At 60.1% G+C, this 15,447-nt stretch carries 14 protein-coding genes; 9 read left to right on the top strand and 5 right to left on the bottom strand.

Annotation, left to right across the window (positions count from 1 at the left end; all coding sequences use genetic code 11):
• Positions 1–91 precede the first annotated feature (91 nt).
• The 4 genes from HU765_RS14025 to HU765_RS14010 are packed head-to-tail and all read left to right on the top strand — an operon-like array spanning position 92 to position 2,821.
• Positions 92–400 carry a hypothetical protein gene (locus HU765_RS14025; protein WP_186551079.1) on the top strand — a complete coding sequence of 103 codons (309 nt, stop codon included), beginning with the start codon at positions 92–94 and terminating at the stop codon, positions 398–400.
• Positions 400–1,260: a DUF72 domain-containing protein gene (locus tag HU765_RS14020; RefSeq protein ID WP_186621205.1), complete on the top strand. Its 861-nt coding sequence runs from the start codon at positions 400–402 to the stop codon at positions 1,258–1,260. Before HU765_RS14025 ends, HU765_RS14020 begins: the two co-directional genes overlap by 1 nt.
• A gap of 29 nt (positions 1,261–1,289) precedes the next feature.
• Positions 1,290–2,126: an isocitrate lyase/phosphoenolpyruvate mutase family protein gene (locus HU765_RS14015; RefSeq protein ID WP_186621204.1), complete on the top strand. Its 837-nt coding sequence runs from the start codon at positions 1,290–1,292 to the stop codon at positions 2,124–2,126.
• A 2-nt stretch (positions 2,127–2,128) separates the two neighbouring features.
• On the top strand, positions 2,129–2,821 hold the full coding sequence (locus tag HU765_RS14010) for an extensin family protein (protein ID WP_186621203.1): 693 nt from the start codon (positions 2,129–2,131) through the stop codon (positions 2,819–2,821).
• Positions 2,822–2,824: 3 nt separating this feature from the next.
• Here the strand turns inward: HU765_RS14010 and HU765_RS14005 are convergent, their stop codons facing one another.
• A complete protein-coding gene (locus tag HU765_RS14005; protein ID WP_186621202.1) occupies positions 2,825–3,445 on the bottom strand; it encodes an energy transducer TonB in 621 nt (206 codons plus the stop codon).
• Between the two features lie 95 nt (positions 3,446–3,540).
• Here HU765_RS14005 and HU765_RS14000 point away from each other — a divergent pair, with 95 nt between their 5' ends.
• Positions 3,541–4,320, top strand: a complete 780-nt coding sequence (locus tag HU765_RS14000; RefSeq protein ID WP_186621294.1) for a class I SAM-dependent methyltransferase — start codon at positions 3,541–3,543, stop codon at positions 4,318–4,320.
• A 114-nt stretch (positions 4,321–4,434) separates the two neighbouring features.
• Here the strand turns inward: HU765_RS14000 and HU765_RS13995 are convergent, their stop codons facing one another.
• Positions 4,435–5,070: a TetR/AcrR family transcriptional regulator gene (locus HU765_RS13995; protein WP_186551074.1), complete on the bottom strand. Its 636-nt coding sequence runs from the start codon at positions 5,068–5,070 to the stop codon at positions 4,435–4,437.
• Between the two features lie 94 nt (positions 5,071–5,164).
• On the opposite strand from HU765_RS13995, the gene HU765_RS13990 reads away from it, so the two are divergent.
• The 3 genes from HU765_RS13990 (at position 5,165) to HU765_RS13980 (ending at position 11,194) form a co-directional block, all read left to right on the top strand.
• Complete coding sequence (locus tag HU765_RS13990; protein ID WP_186621200.1) at positions 5,165–6,265, top strand: efflux RND transporter periplasmic adaptor subunit; 1,101 nt, start codon at positions 5,165–5,167, stop codon at positions 6,263–6,265.
• A gap of 6 nt (positions 6,266–6,271) precedes the next feature.
• Complete coding sequence (locus tag HU765_RS13985) at positions 6,272–9,340, top strand: efflux RND transporter permease subunit (RefSeq protein ID WP_186621198.1); 3,069 nt, start codon at positions 6,272–6,274, stop codon at positions 9,338–9,340.
• Positions 9,341–10,075: 735 nt separating this feature from the next.
• Entirely contained in the window at positions 10,076–11,194 is a 1,119-nt protein-coding gene (locus HU765_RS13980; protein WP_186621197.1) for a Fic family protein, read from the top strand.
• Positions 11,195–11,201: 7 nt separating this feature from the next.
• On the opposite strand, the gene HU765_RS13975 is transcribed toward HU765_RS13980, so the two are convergent.
• The 3 genes from HU765_RS13975 to plsB form a co-directional block, all read right to left on the bottom strand.
• On the bottom strand, positions 11,202–11,891 hold the full coding sequence (locus tag HU765_RS13975; protein ID WP_110645885.1) for a DUF4197 domain-containing protein: 690 nt from the start codon (positions 11,889–11,891) through the stop codon (positions 11,202–11,204).
• Positions 11,892–11,916: 25 nt separating this feature from the next.
• Entirely contained in the window at positions 11,917–12,315 is a 399-nt protein-coding gene (locus HU765_RS13970; RefSeq protein ID WP_186621196.1) for a YbaY family lipoprotein, read from the bottom strand.
• A gap of 119 nt (positions 12,316–12,434) precedes the next feature.
• The gene (gene plsB / locus HU765_RS13965) at positions 12,435–14,936 is read right to left on the bottom strand and encodes a glycerol-3-phosphate 1-O-acyltransferase PlsB (RefSeq protein WP_186621195.1); all 2,502 of its coding nucleotides are present in this window, start codon (positions 14,934–14,936) and stop codon (positions 12,435–12,437) included.
• A 238-nt stretch (positions 14,937–15,174) separates the two neighbouring features.
• Here plsB and HU765_RS13960 point away from each other — a divergent pair, with 238 nt between their 5' ends.
• Positions 15,175–15,384: a cold-shock protein gene (locus HU765_RS13960; protein WP_186551068.1), complete on the top strand. Its 210-nt coding sequence runs from the start codon at positions 15,175–15,177 to the stop codon at positions 15,382–15,384.
• Positions 15,385–15,447 lie beyond the last annotated feature (63 nt).

The following is a 15,447-nucleotide window of genomic DNA, read 5'->3' as shown; positions in this document are numbered from 1 at the left end:
TTGCGCTTTCTGTGTTCTAGTTATCACTCGGCAGTTTGCTAAGTCGGTCAGGTGCCGCTAAATTGCCATCATTGATACCGAGCATGAAATTATGCGTATAGACGGCGTTTCCTCTCAGTCCTACCCCATCAAGCGCAAGCCTCGCAAAGGCAATGCGGCGCTGGATGAGTCCGTCGAGATTATCGACGGCGAGCTGGAATTACCGACCGAAGAGCAGTTGGCTGCCCGTGCCGCCCAATCTGCTGCGCAACGCCTGAGCAATCTGCCTGCCCGTCAGCAAGACATGATCTACCACCGCGCGATGAAGAAAAGCGTAGCCATGGCGCTGGCCAGCTACCTGAGCACTGCCGGTTTTGTCGATTGGGATGCGGACGTGCTGGGCCTCGATCTGTACATCTGATGGATCTGCCTTACTACCTCGGTTGCCCGTCCTGGAGCGAAAACGCCTGGCGCGAGTATCTGTATCCGGTAGACGCCAAAACCTCCGACTTTCTCGCCCTTTATTGCCAGGTATTCAACGCAGTCGAAGGCAACACGACCTTCTACGCCAGCCCGTCACCCGCCACCGTGCAGCGTTGGGCCGAGATCATGCCGACGCACTTTCGCTTCACCGCAAAATTCCCCGGCGACATCAGCCACAGCGGCGATTTGCGCGAACAATTGACTGCTGCCGAAACCTTCCTGCAATTGCTCAAACCGTTAGGCCAACGCGTATCGCCGTTGTGGCTGCAATTATCCAAGGGTTTTACACCGCAGCGTCTGCCCGAGCTGGCCTCCTTCATCGATGCGCTGGACTGTCCGCTGGCAGTTGAAGTGCGCCATGACCAATTCTTCGCCAAAGGCGAGAGCGAGCGACTGCTCAATCGTCTGCTGCTCGATCGTGGCGTGGAGCGCATCTGCCTCGACCCGCGCGCATTGTTCAGTTGCCTGTCGACCGAGTCTTCGGTGATTCACGCACAGTCGAAAAAGCCCCGCGTGCCGACGCGGCCAGCCGCGTTCACCCAATCTCCGCAGGTGCGTTTCATCGGCCATCCACAACTGGAAGCGAACGACACGTTTCTCGCACCGTGGGTGGCAAAAATCGCCGAGTGGATCGAAGAAGGCCGCACGCCCTATATCTTTCTGCACACGGCCGACAACCTGTTGGCAGCGAAGCTGGCACAACGTTTTCATGCGCAACTGATGCAACGTTTGCCTGGCTTGCCCGCGCTGCCTGAGCTATACAGAGAACCCGCCGCCGAGCAGCTTGGCCTGCTCTGAGGCGGTTTTTTCTGCCCGGGAGCCCGTCGATGAATGTTCAAGCCAGTCAAGACCAACTCCGCAAAGCCCAGGCCTTCAAGGCTCTGCATGATCGTCCAGAGATCTTCGTCATCCCCAACCCGTGGGATGCCGGCTCGGCGAAAATGCTCGCCAGCCTCGGCTATCCGGCACTGGCAACCACCAGCGCCGGTTATGCGTTTTCCCAAGGCAAGGCCGACGGTGCCTTAAGTCTTGATGAGACGCTGGCCAACGTCCGTGCCATCGTCGCCGCGACGGATTTGCCGGTGGCGGTGGATCTGGAAAACGGCTTTGCCGACGATCCGGTCGAGTGTGCGCAGAGCTTGTTGCGCGCCGCCGAGGCGGGCGCTGTGGGCGGCTCGATCGAAGATGCCACGGGCCGCCCGGACGCGCCGATCTATTGCTTCGAACACGCTGTGGCGCGGATTGAAGCTGCCGTCGCTGCGGTGCGCACCCTAGCGTTTCCTTTCATGCTCACCGCCCGGGCGGAAAACTACCTGCACGGCAATCCCGACCTCGACGACACCATCCGCCGCTTGCAGGCGTTCGCCGAAGCCGGTGCCGATGTCTTGTACGCGCCGGGTTTGCGCAATGCCGAAGAAGTGCTGGCGGTGGTGCGTGCGGTGGCGCCGAAACCGGTCAACGTGTTGATGTCTGGCGGATTAAAACTGACCGTGCAGCAACTCGCAGACATGGGTGTACGGCGGATCAGCACCGGTTCGGCGCTCGCGCTGGCAGCGTTCGGTGAATTTTTCCGCGCCGCTGAAGAAATTCGCCAGTCCGGCACATTCGGCTTCACCTCGCAATCAATGCCGTACGCCAAGGCCAACCAGTTCTTCAAGGATTGAGCATGGGGCGGTGGTTGTTCTGGCTGGTCGTCTTGGGGTTTGGCGGCACTGCGGTGAGTGTCTGGCGCGGCTGGCTCGACGTGCCGCCCGAATGGAATCCGTGGGCACCACTGGACGTAAAGGCTGCGCCCAACGGGTTGACCGGTTACAAACTCATGCGCTTGCGCGGCGATCCCGCGCTATGCGCGAAGGCCTTGAGCAGTTCGGCACTGCGCGTCAGCCGGCAAGCCGACAGCCCCGGCGCCAAGTGCCCGCTGATCGGCGCGTTGCGTGTGCAGGGCGGCGAAGTGGCGCTGAGCAGCAGTTTCATCGCCAGCTGCCCGCTGGCCGTGGCCTACGCGATGTTTGAACAGCACACCTTGCAACCCGCGGCGCAGTCCATTTACGGTCAGAAGGTCACGCGCCTCGATCACCTCGGCAGCTTTGCCTGCCGCAATGTCTACAACCGCGAGAGCGGTGCACTCAGCCGCCATGCCAGCGCCGATGCGCTGGATATCGCCGGTTTTCGCCTGGCCGACGGGCGCGCCGTCAGCGTACTCAAGGACTGGCCGAAGCAAAATCAGGATGCACAGTTTTTGCGTCAGGTGCGTGATGGCGCCTGCGAGGCGTTCAGTGTGGTGTTGAGTCCGGATTACAACGCCGCCCATCGCAATCACTTTCATGTCGATGTCGGGCGCTGGAGTGTGTGTCGCTGAGGATCAGGCGGCGAGGCGCAGGTTCTGCAGAACGATCGGGCGCGCCCAGCCATTATCGAAGTCCAGCGCCTTCTGTTGCTCGACGATTTCTTCCGGCGGGAACGGCGGATAAGGCTTTTGCAGCAGGTCGAGGTCGAACTCGGCAATCGGCAGGTACAGTGGGCGTTTCTGCGGAGCAGGGCCCGGCTCTGGCAGTGGCTGGCCATTGTTGACGACGATCGGGCGAACCCAGCTGCTGTCGAAATCCTGTTGCTCTTGCTGAGCCTTGAGTTCTTCCGGCGGGAACGGTGGGAACGGCTTGTCCAGCAGTTCCATTTCAAATTCGGCGATCGGCAGGAACAGCGGTTCTGGCGGGCGAACCTGGGTTTCGACCACATCGCACTCGCGCTGGCTGATGATGTGCGCGTGCAGCTCGCTGCCGACGGTCGGTTCTACGGGGCTGTTCAGGTCAACCGGAGGAAACGTGCCGCAGGCGGGCACCACATCACTCGTCTGTTCGGCCAGGGCCTGGGCAAAGAAATCCTGCCACAGGTGACTGACGCCGCTCAGTGCTTGAGTGTTATGACGGCTGAAGTCGCCATGGGGCGAAATGTAGCCAATCGATGTGGGAAGAATGCCTGACATTTTTTTCGGTTGACGCTCAGCTCTGGCAAAATGCGCGTTGAATGGTTTATCGGCGGTTTTTGTCGATCCTTAACTTTTTTGAGCGTTTTTTCATGATTGAGTCACCCGCGGCCTGCCGCATCCATGTCCAGGCGCTCGGCCCGGCGTTTGAAGCGCAAGCCGAGCAGTGGGCCGAGCGTCTTGGCCTACCACTCGACGAGGCTGACGGCGAGTTCGCCTTGCAGGTCGGCGAGCAGGGTTTGCAGTTGCAACAGCTCGGCCCGGATGCGCCGGGACCGGTGCGGGTCGACTTTGTCGAAGGCGGCGCGGCGCATCGTCGGTTGTATGGCGGCGGCAGCGGGCAGATGATCGCCAAGGCGGTCGGTATCGCTCAAGGCGTGCGCCCGCGGGTGCTGGATGCCACGGCGGGGTTGGGCAAGGATGCGTTTGTGCTGGCCAGTCTGGGCTGCGAAATGAGCCTGATCGAACGCCAGCCGTTGATCGGTGCGTTGCTTGAGGACGGTCTGGCGCGCGCGGCGGAAGATTTCGAGGTGGCGCCGATTGTCGCGCGAATGAAATTGCTCAAGGGCAATTCCATCGAGGTCATGCAGAACTGGGAAGGAGAGCCGCCGCAGGTGATCTACCTCGATCCGATGTTTCCGCATCGCGAGAAAACCGCATTGGTGAAGAAGGAGATGCGCCTGTTCCGGCCGCTGGTCGGCGATGATCCGGACGCGCCTGCGCTGTTGCAGGCGGCGCTGGCATTGGCGACGCACCGGGTGGTGGTCAAGCGTCCGCGCAAGGCACCGTGCATTGAGGGGCCGAAACCGAGCCATGCGCTGGATGGCAAGTCGAGCCGGTACGATATCTACCCGAAGAAAGCGCTCAAGCCGTGAGACCGGGTTGCCTTATTCGCGAGCAGGCTCGCTCCCACAACTGATCTGTGGTGAACGCAAATCCACTGTAGGAGTGAGCCTGCTCGCGATAGCGCCAGTTCAGGCAGCGAAGAGTCAGGGTTTGTACGCCCGCATAAACAACCCCACCACCTCGCGCACATGCCGCTCGGCCGCTTCCCCGGTCAGCGGCTCGCCACAGCCATACAACAGGCGAAAATTGCCCGCGCCCTTGATCAGGCAAAAGAAATGCTCGGCGGCATTGCGTGGCTGATCGATGCTCAACGCGCCGCTGGCGTGGATTTTCGTCAGCAACCCTTCCATTCCGCTCACCACCCGCTCGGGGCCTGCTTCGAAGAAGATTTGCGACAGCTTTGGATCCTGGCTGCCAAGGGCCATGATCAGCCGGTGCAGATTCACCGATTCATCGCTATTGATCAGTTGGTGAAAGCCGCGGGCGATATTCAGCAATACGTCTTCAACCGCGATGCCGTCCGGCAACTCAAAGAACAGCGGCGGCAGTTGCTCCTCGCATTTCGCGACCACGGCAGCGGAGAACAGCGTCTCCTTGTCGTTGAAATGGCTGTAAACCGTCAGTTTCGACACGCCAGCCTCGCTGGCCACGGCGTCCATGCTGGTGTTGGCGTAGCCATGACTCAGAAAGAGCGTTTTCGCCGCCTCGAGGATGGCCTGGCGCTTGGCCAGGTCCTTGGGACGGCCCGGGCCGTTTGGAGCGGAAAGATTGTTCGACATTTTTCGTTTTTAATACTGGACTGGTGAGTTTGCTATTAATACCATACCCGCCAGTATAAATATTCCAAGCCCCATTCGCGAAAGGTCCGTCACCATGTTCCGCCATGCGTTGTCCTTTGCATTGCCAGCCAGTCTGGCATTCCTGTTATCGGCCTGCGGTCAGGAAGAGGTGACGAAAGTCACCGTGCGACCGGCCATGGTGGTACAGCCCGAGCCTTCGGCGCAGGCGATGGAAAGTTATCCGGGCGAGGTGCGCGCCCGCTATGAGCCTGATCTGGCCTTCCGTATTGGCGGCAAAGTCAGCCGACGACTGGTCGATGAAGGCCAGCGCGTGAAGGCCGACCAGCCGCTGGCCGAACTCGATCCGCAGGACGTGCGCCTGCAGCTGGAGGCCACCCGCGCGCAGGTCGCCGCCGCCGAAGCCAATCTGAATCTGGTGCGCGCCGAACGGGATCGCTACAAAACCCTGATGGAACGGCAGATGGTCAGCCGCTCGGCCTACGACAACGCCGAAAATCTATACCGCTCCGGCGAAGCCCGCCTTAAACAAATCAAAGCCGAATTCAACGTCTCGACCAATCAGGCCAGTTACGCCGTGCTGCGTGCGCCGCAGGATGGCGTAGTGGCCAAGCGTTCGGTTGAGGTCGGGCAAGTGGTCGCCGCCGGGCAAACAGTGTTTACCCTCGCCACCGATGGCGAGCGCGAAGTGTTGATCAGCCTGCCGGAGCAGAGTTTCGGCCGCTTCAAGGTCGGTCAGCCGGTGTCCGTGGAGTTGTGGGCGCAGCAGAATCAGCGTTTTGCCGGGCAGATCCGCGAACTGTCGCCATCGGCCGACCCGCGTTCCCGCACCTTCGCCGCGCGAATCGCGTTCACCAGTGGCAAAGTCCCGGCTGAACTGGGCCAGAGCGCCCGCGTCTTCGTGCAATCGGCCGACAGTGTTTCGCTGTCAGTACCGCTTTCAGCGCTGACCGCGGAAAACGGCGCGACCTATGTCTGGGTGGTCAACGGCAACAACACGCTAAAGAAAACCCCGGTGCGGGTCGGCCCCTTCGGCGAGAAAAGCGTGGCGGTGCTCGAAGGCCTGAATGCCAGCGACTGGGTGGTGGCCGCTGGCGTTCATGTGCTGCTCGATGGTCAGCAGGTGCGGCCGGTGGATCGCTCCAACCGTGTGGTCAATCTGGCGAACAAGGAGTAAGCCCCGATGCGCTTCAACCTCTCCGAATGGGCGTTGCGTAATCGCCAGATCGTACTGTTCCTGATGCTTTTGCTCGCTGTCGTCGGTGCGTTGTCCTACACCAAACTTGGCCAGAGCGAAGACCCACCATTCACCTTCAAGGCCATGGTCATCCAGACCCGCTGGCCCGGCGCGACGGCACAGGAAGTCTCGCGCCAGGTCACCGAACGCATCGAAAAGAAGCTGATGGAAACCGGTGAGTACGAACGCATCATGTCGTTCTCCCGCCCCGGTGAATCCCAGGTGACCTTCATTGCCCGTGATTCGATGCATTCCAAGGACATTCCAGACCTCTGGTATCAGTTGCGCAAAAAGGTCGGCGACATCCGCCAGACCCTGCCACCGGGAATTCAGGGACCGTTCTTCAACGATGAGTTCGGTACCACCTTCGGCAATATTTACGCGCTGACCGGTGACGGCTTCGATTACGCCGTGCTCAAGGATTACGCCGACCGCATCCAGATCCAGCTGCAACGGGTCAAGGATGTCGGCAAGGTCGAACTGCTCGGGCTGCAGGACGAGAAAATCTGGGTCGAGCTGTCCAACGTCAAACTCGCCACCCTCGGCTTGCCGCTGGCGGCGGTGCAGCAGGCTCTCGAGGAACAGAACGCGGTGTCCACGGCGGGATTCTTCGAGACCGGCAGCGAGCGCTTGCAGCTACGCGTCTCGGGGAATTTTCAGACGGTCGATGAGATAAAAAACTTTCCGATCCGCGTCGCCGATCGTACGTTCCGCATCTCTGATATCGCTGACGTGCGTCGCGGTTTCAGCGATCCACCGGCGCCGCGCATGCGTTTTATGGGCGACGATGCGATCGGTCTCGCCGTGGCGATGAAGGATGGCGGCGACATTCTGGTGCTCGGCAAAGCGCTGGAGGGCGAGTTCTCGCGGATCCAGAAAAACCTTCCGGCCGGCATGCAATTGCGCAAGGTCTCCGATCAGCCGGCCGCGGTGAAAACCGGGGTCGGTGAGTTCGTCCAGGTGTTGGTCGAGGCGCTGGCGATCGTATTGCTGGTGAGCTTCTTCTCCCTCGGCGTGCGCACCGGTATGGTCGTCGCGTTGACCATTCCGTTGGTACTGGCGATGACCTTTGCCTGCATGTACTACCTGGGGATCGGCTTGCACAAGATTTCCCTCGGTGCGTTGGTGCTGGCGCTGGGCTTGCTGGTGGATGACGCGATCATCGCTGTGGAAATGATGGCGATCAAAATGGAGCAGGGCTTCGACCGCATTCGTGCGGCGAGTTATGCCTGGACCAGTACCGCGTTTCCGATGCTCACCGGGACGCTGATCACCGCCGCCGGCTTCCTGCCGATTGCCACCGCCCAATCGGGCACCGGCGAATACACCCGTTCGATTTTCCAGGTAGTGACCATTGCCTTGCTGGCCTCATGGGTGGCAGCGGTGATGTTCGTGCCGTATCTGGGGGAAAAGCTCCTGCCGGATCTGGCGAAAATTCACGCGGCGAAACACGGCACTGGCAATGGCCAGCCCGATCCGTATGCCACACCGTTCTATCAACGTGTGCGGCGTCTGGTGGAGTGGTGCGTGGCGCACCGCAAAACGGTGATTGTGCTTACCGTTGGCCTGTTTATCGCTTCGGTGATGTTGTTCCGCTTCGTGCCGCAGCAGTTTTTCCCGGCCTCCAACCGGCTGGAGCTGATGGTCGATCTGAAGCTCGCCGAAGGTGTTTCGCTGGCCAACACCACCGCTGAGGTCAAACGCCTCGAAGCGCTGCTCAAGGAACACGCCGGCATCGACAACTACGTGGCCTATGTCGGCACCGGCTCGCCGCGTTTCTATCTGCCACTGGATCAACAACTGCCGGCGGCAAGTTTTGCTCAGTTTGTGGTGTTGGCGAAAACCATCGAAGAGCGTGAAGCGCTGCGCAGTTGGTTGATCGAAACCCTCAACGAACAATTCCCGGCCCTGCGTTCGCGGGTCACGCGTCTGGAAAACGGCCCGCCGGTTGGTTATCCGGTGCAATTTCGCGTCACTGGCGAACACATCGAGGAGGTCCGCGCGCTGGCCCGCAAGGTGGCAGCGAAGGTTCGCGAGAACCCGCATGTGGTCAACGTCCATCTGGACTGGGAAGAGCCGAGCAAGGTCGTCTATCTGAACATCGATCAGGATCGCGCCCGCGCCCTCGGGGTGAGCACGGCCAATCTGGCGAAATTCCTGCAGAGTTCACTGGTCGGCTCGACGGTCAGCCAGTACCGCGAAGACAACGAATTGATCGAAATTCTGCTGCGCGGCACCGTGCATGAACGCACTGAATTGTCGTTGCTGCCGAGTCTCGCGGTGCCGACCGATAACGGCCGCAGTGTCGCGCTGTCGCAGATTGCCACGCTGGAATACGGTTTCGAGGAGGGCATCATCTGGCACCGCAATCGGCTGCCGAACGTGACGGTGCGAGCGGACATTTATGGCAAGGAACAACCGGCGACTCTGGTGAAGCAGATCATGCCGACGCTGGATTCTATTCGTGCCGAACTGCCCGATGGTTATCTGCTGGACGTCGGCGGCACCGTTGAGGATTCCGAGCGTGGGCAGAAGTCGGTGAATGCCGGGGTGCCGATGTTTATTGTGGTGGTGCTGACTTTGCTGATGGTGCAACTGCGCAGTTTCTCGCGCACGGCAATGGTGTTTCTGACGGCGCCGTTGGGGTTGATCGGGGTGACACTGTTTCTGATGGTATTCCGTCAGCCGTTCGGGTTTGTGGCGATGCTGGGGACGATTGCGCTGTCGGGGATGATCATGCGTAATTCGGTGATTCTGGTCGATCAGATCGAGCAGGATATTGCGTCCGGGCTTAAGCCCTGGCAGGCGATTATCGAGGCGACGGTGCGGCGGTTCAGGCCGATTGTGTTGACGGCGTTGGCGGCGGTGCTGGCGATGATTCCGTTGTCGCGCAGTGTGTTTTTCGGGCCGATGGCGGTGGCGATCATGGGTGGGTTGATTGTGGCTACGGCGCTGACTTTGTTGTTTTTGCCGGCGTTGTATGCGGCCTGGTTTCGGGTGCGTAAGGAGGCTTGAGTTTCTTTGTCTTGGCGGCCTTCGGGCCGACCATGACTAGGGGGTTTTGGGTGTATATCCGTTGCTGTGGGGGTTGCTGATTACGGTTCCGCCCTTACGGCGGGTCACCTTTTTCAAACGCCAAAAAGGTAACCCAAAACGCTTGCTCCTGCGTTCGGCCCTCGCAGGCTCGGGTTCCTTCGCTGCGGGATCGATCCGGGCGCAGCGTTTCCGGTTTGCTTCGCTGCACCTCCTTCCGCTGTGTCTGGCTGCGCCAGACGGTCGCTGCGCTCCCACGCCCGGATCAATCCCTCCACTCAGCCTTCCGACGTCGCCCGTGGATCAAGATCAAGAGCGGTACTCGAGCTTGCGCTCATTGTTGAGTGGGGCGGCTTCGCCGCGTGGGGCTGGACTGGTTGCTCTGGCTCTGGCTCTGGCTCGGCTTTTGTGGGAGCTGGCTTGCCAGCGAAGGCGGCCTGACAGCCGAGCTATTTCTATCTGAATACACCCATTCCCTTTGTGGGAGCGAGCCTGCTCGCGAAGGCGGCCTGGCAGCCGACCTATTTCTATTTGAATACACCCATTCCCTTTGTGGGAGCGAGCCTGCTCGCGAAGGCGGCCTGACAGCCTACACATTTCCATCCGCAAGCCCTCGCTCCCTTCCTACATCTTTTTCAGAAACCTCCGATCTTGAGACGCTGCCTGTCAGATGCTGTACTCCGGGTTCTGTTTTCCCGAATCCCTGAGTCTGCCCCGATGAAACCACCGACATTAACTGGCAGAACCGATCCTGTCTTCGACCTGTTGGCCCGCCCGCCACATAAACAGCGTCTGCCCGATTACCTGGCATTGCTGAAGCCGCTCGATGATCAGGGGCGATATTTGCCCTTTGAGGCGTTGCGCTATCGCTGGGCTGCAGGGTTGGACGCGAACCTCTGTTGGGCGTTGGTGAAAAAGGCTCGGGCGGCGCAGTACGTCAATTTGTTGCCGTTGGGCGAACCGGTGCAGTGGGGCAAATATGTGTCGACGCCGTTGGCTCAGAAAACCATATCTGTGGTGGATCGTCACACCAGTACCGCCGCGCTGGAGTACATGACCAGTCAGATCGGCGAGCGTGTGCATTTCTCCTACCTGCTCAATGATTTGATTGAAGACGAAGCCATCGCCAGTAGCCAACTGGAGGGCGCGGCGACCACGACTCGTGTTGCCAAGGACATGCTCAAGCATCAGCGCCAGCCGCGTACGCCGGATGAGCGCATGGTGATGGGTAATTATCGAATGATGAATTTCGCCTGGGAAAAGCGCTATGAACCACTGAGCGTTGAGCTGATTGCAGAGATCCATCGAGTGGGTGTGGAGGGGATCGATGACGAGCAGTATTCACCCGGGATGTTCAGAACCAATGATGAAGTAGTCGTTCAGGATGGTGCGGGCAACACCGTGCACCGACCGCCTCCTGTTGCTGGATTGGTTTTGCGGTTGGCGAGGCTGTCCGGCTGGATCAACCAGCCCGATGGCTCGATTCTGGACAACAACTTTCTGCATCCAATGATCAAGGCCATCACGCTGCATTTCGCATTGGGTTTTGAACACCCCTTTCGCGACGGTAACGGTCGGGTCGCCCGGGCGCTTTTCTACTGGTTCATGTTCAAACACGAGTTTGCTGCGTTTCGCTACATTGCGATCAGTCTGTTGCTGCGCAATGCGCCGGTGAAATACGGACGCTCCTATCTGCACACCGAGGCAGATGAACTGGATCTGACTTATTTCATCGAGCTTCAGTGTTCAGTTATTTTGCGAGCCGTGGTCGGATTTACCGAGGTTTACCGAAAAAGGCTGAATGACTTGAGGGCGAATCACTTCGCCCCTGTGTGATGACCGTTTAAAGCGTACCAAACACCTTCTTCGCCAGACTCGTCGCCGCTGCGGCCGGGTTCTGACGAATCGTTTCTTCCTGTTTGCCGATCATCTCGAACAGGCCATTGAGCGCCTGCTCGGTGACGTAGCTTTCAACATTGGCGCTCTTCGCATCGACCACGCCGAAGGCCGCAGCTTGACCTGCAAAGGAGTTGTATTTCTGCGCGACGCCAACCTTGTCGGTAGCTTGTTTGACGATGGGCAGGAATTTGGCGCGGATCTGTTCGCGGCTGGATTTGTTCAGGTATTGGGTCGCCGAGTCGTTGCCGCCGCTGAGGATGCCTTTGGCGTCGGCCACGCTCATTTTCTTCACGGCGTCGACGAGGATCGGTTGCGCCTGGGTCACGGCGGATTCGGCGGCTTTGTTCATCGCTGTTTCCAGCTCTTCGACCTGGGCGCCCATGCCGAAGGCTTTCATCTTGCTTGCGGCTTTGCCGAGTTTGCCCGGCAGTTCGATTTTGACCTCGGGATTGTTGCTGAAGCCGCCCGGGGTGCCGAGTTGTTTGACGGCGATCTGCGCGCCTTGGGTCAGGGCGTCTTTGAGGCCGCCGGTGGCGTCTTGTTGCGACAGGTCGTTGAGCGACAGGGCCAGGGCGTTGGCGGAGATCAGCAGGCCGGCGCAGGCGGCGGCGAAGCGAAGGGTAGGGCGGCGCATGGCGGCTTCCTTGTGGCGAGGTGGATTAACGAACGGCGTCGACGCGGACTTTCAGCGGCTGCGGGTCGTTGCCGTCGAGTTGCACGGCGTGGTTTTCGGTGGTGATGAACATCAGCTCGCCGTTGACTTCAATGCGTGCGCTGACCGAGTAACGATGGCCGGGTTTGACCTGCGCCGGATCGTAGCTCAAGTGGAACGGCAACGGCACCTGGCCTTTGACCGGGCCTTTCTGTTCGGCGAGGACAACGGCTGGCGCATCGGCAAGTGACACGTCTCGCAGGCTGACGCTCAGGGTGGCGCTCGGTGGCAGGGCGATGCGTTGCAGGTAAAAGACCTCGCCGTCGAGGCTGGCCTTGCCGGCGGGGGCGGTTGATTGGCAGGCGCTGAGCAGCGTGGCGGCGGCAAGGGTCAGTAGTTTTTTCATGGATGAATCTCCTTTCAGTGTGGGAGCGGGCTTGCTCGCGAAATCGGTGGTTCAGTCAAAATAAATGTCGACTGACACTCCGTCTTCGCGAGCAGGCTCGCTCCCACAGGGGTAAGGCATCAAGCCTCAGGCTGTGGCGTGATCTGATCCGCCGCATCTTCACTGCGATGTAACGCCACCTGGCGGATCGACAGGCGAATCTCCGCCGGCAGCACGCGCTTGGCTGCGCCTTCGGCCAGTTCGCCGAGCAGTTCGTGGTAGCTGAGTTTGCCGGCTTCGTCGCGGCGCAGCACGTCGAGGTCCAGCAGGGTCTGGATGAAGTGGCGGAACAGACTCTTGTCGAAGAACTCCGGCGCATTCAGACCATGCAGGATCGACAGGCGCTGGGCCATGACTGTGCAGAGGTCTTCCAGCTCTTCGGCGCTGATGCTGTTCTGGCCGCTGTTGAGCAGCAACGACACAGTCATGTAGAAGCGCTGCAAGGTCTGGGCGATGCTTTTGGACAGCAGCGTCAGCAGGACGAAATGTCGCGAACTCGGTGCCGGACGCAGGTACAGGTCCTTCTCGAACCGCAGCAGACCCTGCTCGACGAACGCTTCCAGCCACTGATCGATCACCGCATCAAGTTCCTCCAGACTCCAGCGGATGAACAGCTCCGATTGCAGGTACGGATACAGCGCGCGGGTGTAGCGCAGGATCTGCTCGCGGCTCATGCGCGAGGTACTCTGGAAGAAACTTGCCAGCAGCGACGGCAGCGCAAAAATGTGCAGCACGTTGTTGCGGTAGTAGGTCATCAGGACGGCGTTCTGCTCGTCCAGATAAAGGATCTTGCCCAGTGCGTCGTTCTGTTCGGCGAGCAGGTCCATGTCCTTCACATGTTCGATCAGCGCGCGGCCATCGCCCTCGGGCAATGTCGTGTGCGGCGAATACGGTACCTTGCGCAGCAGCGCCAGATACAGATCCAGCACCCGTGCCATGGCGCGATCATCCAGCGCCAGACGCGTGGTCGACAGCAGGGCCAGTGCCACCAGGTTCACCGGGTTGATCGCCGCCGCTTCGTTGAGGTGCCGGGCGACTTTTTCGCCGAGGCGGTTGGTGGTTTCGTTGAGCCACGCCGGTTTGAACTGCGGGCCGAGTTCCTGCTGGCGCCAGTCCGGTTGTTCAGCGTCGAGGAACTCCGCCAGTTTGATCGGCTCGCCGAAATTCACCGCGACTTGGCCGAAGCGCTGCTTGAGCGCGCCGATCACTTTGAAAATATCGAAGATCGATTCTTTCTTCTTGCTTGCCCCGCGCAACTCGCCCAGGTAAGTGCGGCCTTCGAGCACGCGCTCGTAACCGATGTACACCGGCACAAACACGATGGGCATGCGCGACGAGCGCAGGAAGCTGCGCAACGTGATGGCAAGCATCCCGGTTTTTGGTTGCAGCATGCGCCCGGTGCGCGAGCGGCCGCCTTCGACGAAATACTCGACCGGGAAGCCTTTGGTAAACAGCGTGTGCAGGTATTCGTTGAACACCGAGGTGTACAGCGGATTGCCCTTGAAGGTGCGGCGCATGAAAAACGCGCCGCCACGGCGCAGCAGGCTGCCGATCACCGGCATATTGAGGTTGATCCCGGCGGCGATGTGCGGCGGGGTCAGGCCGTTGCGAAACAGCAGGTACGAAAGCAACAGATAGTCGATGTGGCTGCGGTGGCACGGCACGTAGATCACTTCGTGACCCTGAGCAACGTTCTGCACGCCTTCGATGTGGTTGACCTTGATGCCGTCGTAGATTTTGTTCCAGAACCAGCTCAGCACCACTTCGAGGAAGCGGATCGCCGTGTAGGTGTAGTCCGAAGCGATCTCGTTGCCGTAGCGCAGGGCCTGGGCCTTGGCTTTTTCCGGGGAGATATTTTCACGCTCGGCTTCGTCGAGGATCGCCTGCTTGACCAACGGCTGATTGAGCAAACCCTTCACCAGGTTACGACGGTGGGAAATGTCCGGGCCGATGACTGCTGCTTTCAGGTTGCGGAAGTGCACGCGCAGGATGCGCTGGGCCATGCGCACGGTGCGCTCGTGGCCCTTGTTGTGATCGATCAGTTCGCGCAGGTGGATCGGCGCGGAAAACTGCACGCGGGTCTTGCGGCCGAGGACGATGATGCTCAGCAACCGACGCAGGCGACCGGTCACTGCCCAGCTATCGGCAAACAACAGTTTCCACGGGCTGTTTTCGCTGTCCGGCGACTGGCCCCAGAACACGCTGACCGGAATGATTTGCGCGTCTTCGGCAGCGTTCTGGGTCAATGCGCTGACCAGTCGGGTCAACGTTGGCGGCGCACCGCGCTTGTCCTGGCGGCCAAGCCAGTCCGGGTCCGGCGTCAGATAGAAAAACGCTGCCGGCTCGATCAGCGAACCCACCGATACCGCCAGCACCGGACGCGGCAGTCCGGCCTTGGTGCACTCGGTGTCGAGCACGGCCAGATCGGTCAGCGAAGGGTTTTGCAGGACGTAGAACACCGGACGACTGCGGTCGAGGTTGAGGGTGAACGACGACTGGTTGATGGTCTCGGAGCGAACCCAGAGATACAACAAGCGGCGCAGGGTGCCAAACACAAGACGGCGGAACGGGGAACGGGTCATACGGCTTCTGCGTGAGTGAATAAAACCGAGCAGGCGCTCGGGCGGTCGATAGTGTGCCGGATTCACGGAAAATCGGCAAAAAAGCGCCGAAGTAATCTCCTGTTGAGAGTTTCCGCACCTGTCATATACTCGGCGGTCTGTTGCCGGTGCCCTCTTGTGGACGTCGGACGCAGGCTGACGTTCCTCGAAGGCTTTCCTGCGAAAAGCCCGTTCAATAATAAAAAAGGAGTATGAACAGATGGCAACACGCGAAACCGGCAACGTGAAGTGGTTCAACGACGCCAAGGGCTACGGCTTTATCCAGCGCGAAGACGGAGCGGACGTGTTCGTGCACTACCGCGCGATTCGCGGCGAAGGGCATCGCTCGCTGACCGAAGGTCAACAGGTCGAGTACGCCGTGATTACTGGCGAGAAGGGGTTGCAGGCTGAGGATGTTGTAGGCCTGTAACACAACTCTTCAGGACACCAAAAACCATTGTAGGAGTGAGCCTGCTCGCGATTGCGGTATACC

The sequence above is a fragment of the Pseudomonas sp. SWRI81 genome (assembly GCF_014268545.1).
GTDB lineage: Bacteria > Pseudomonadota > Gammaproteobacteria > Pseudomonadales > Pseudomonadaceae > Aquipseudomonas > Aquipseudomonas hamedanensis.
This window is presented reverse-complemented; position numbering and strand designations above follow the sequence as displayed.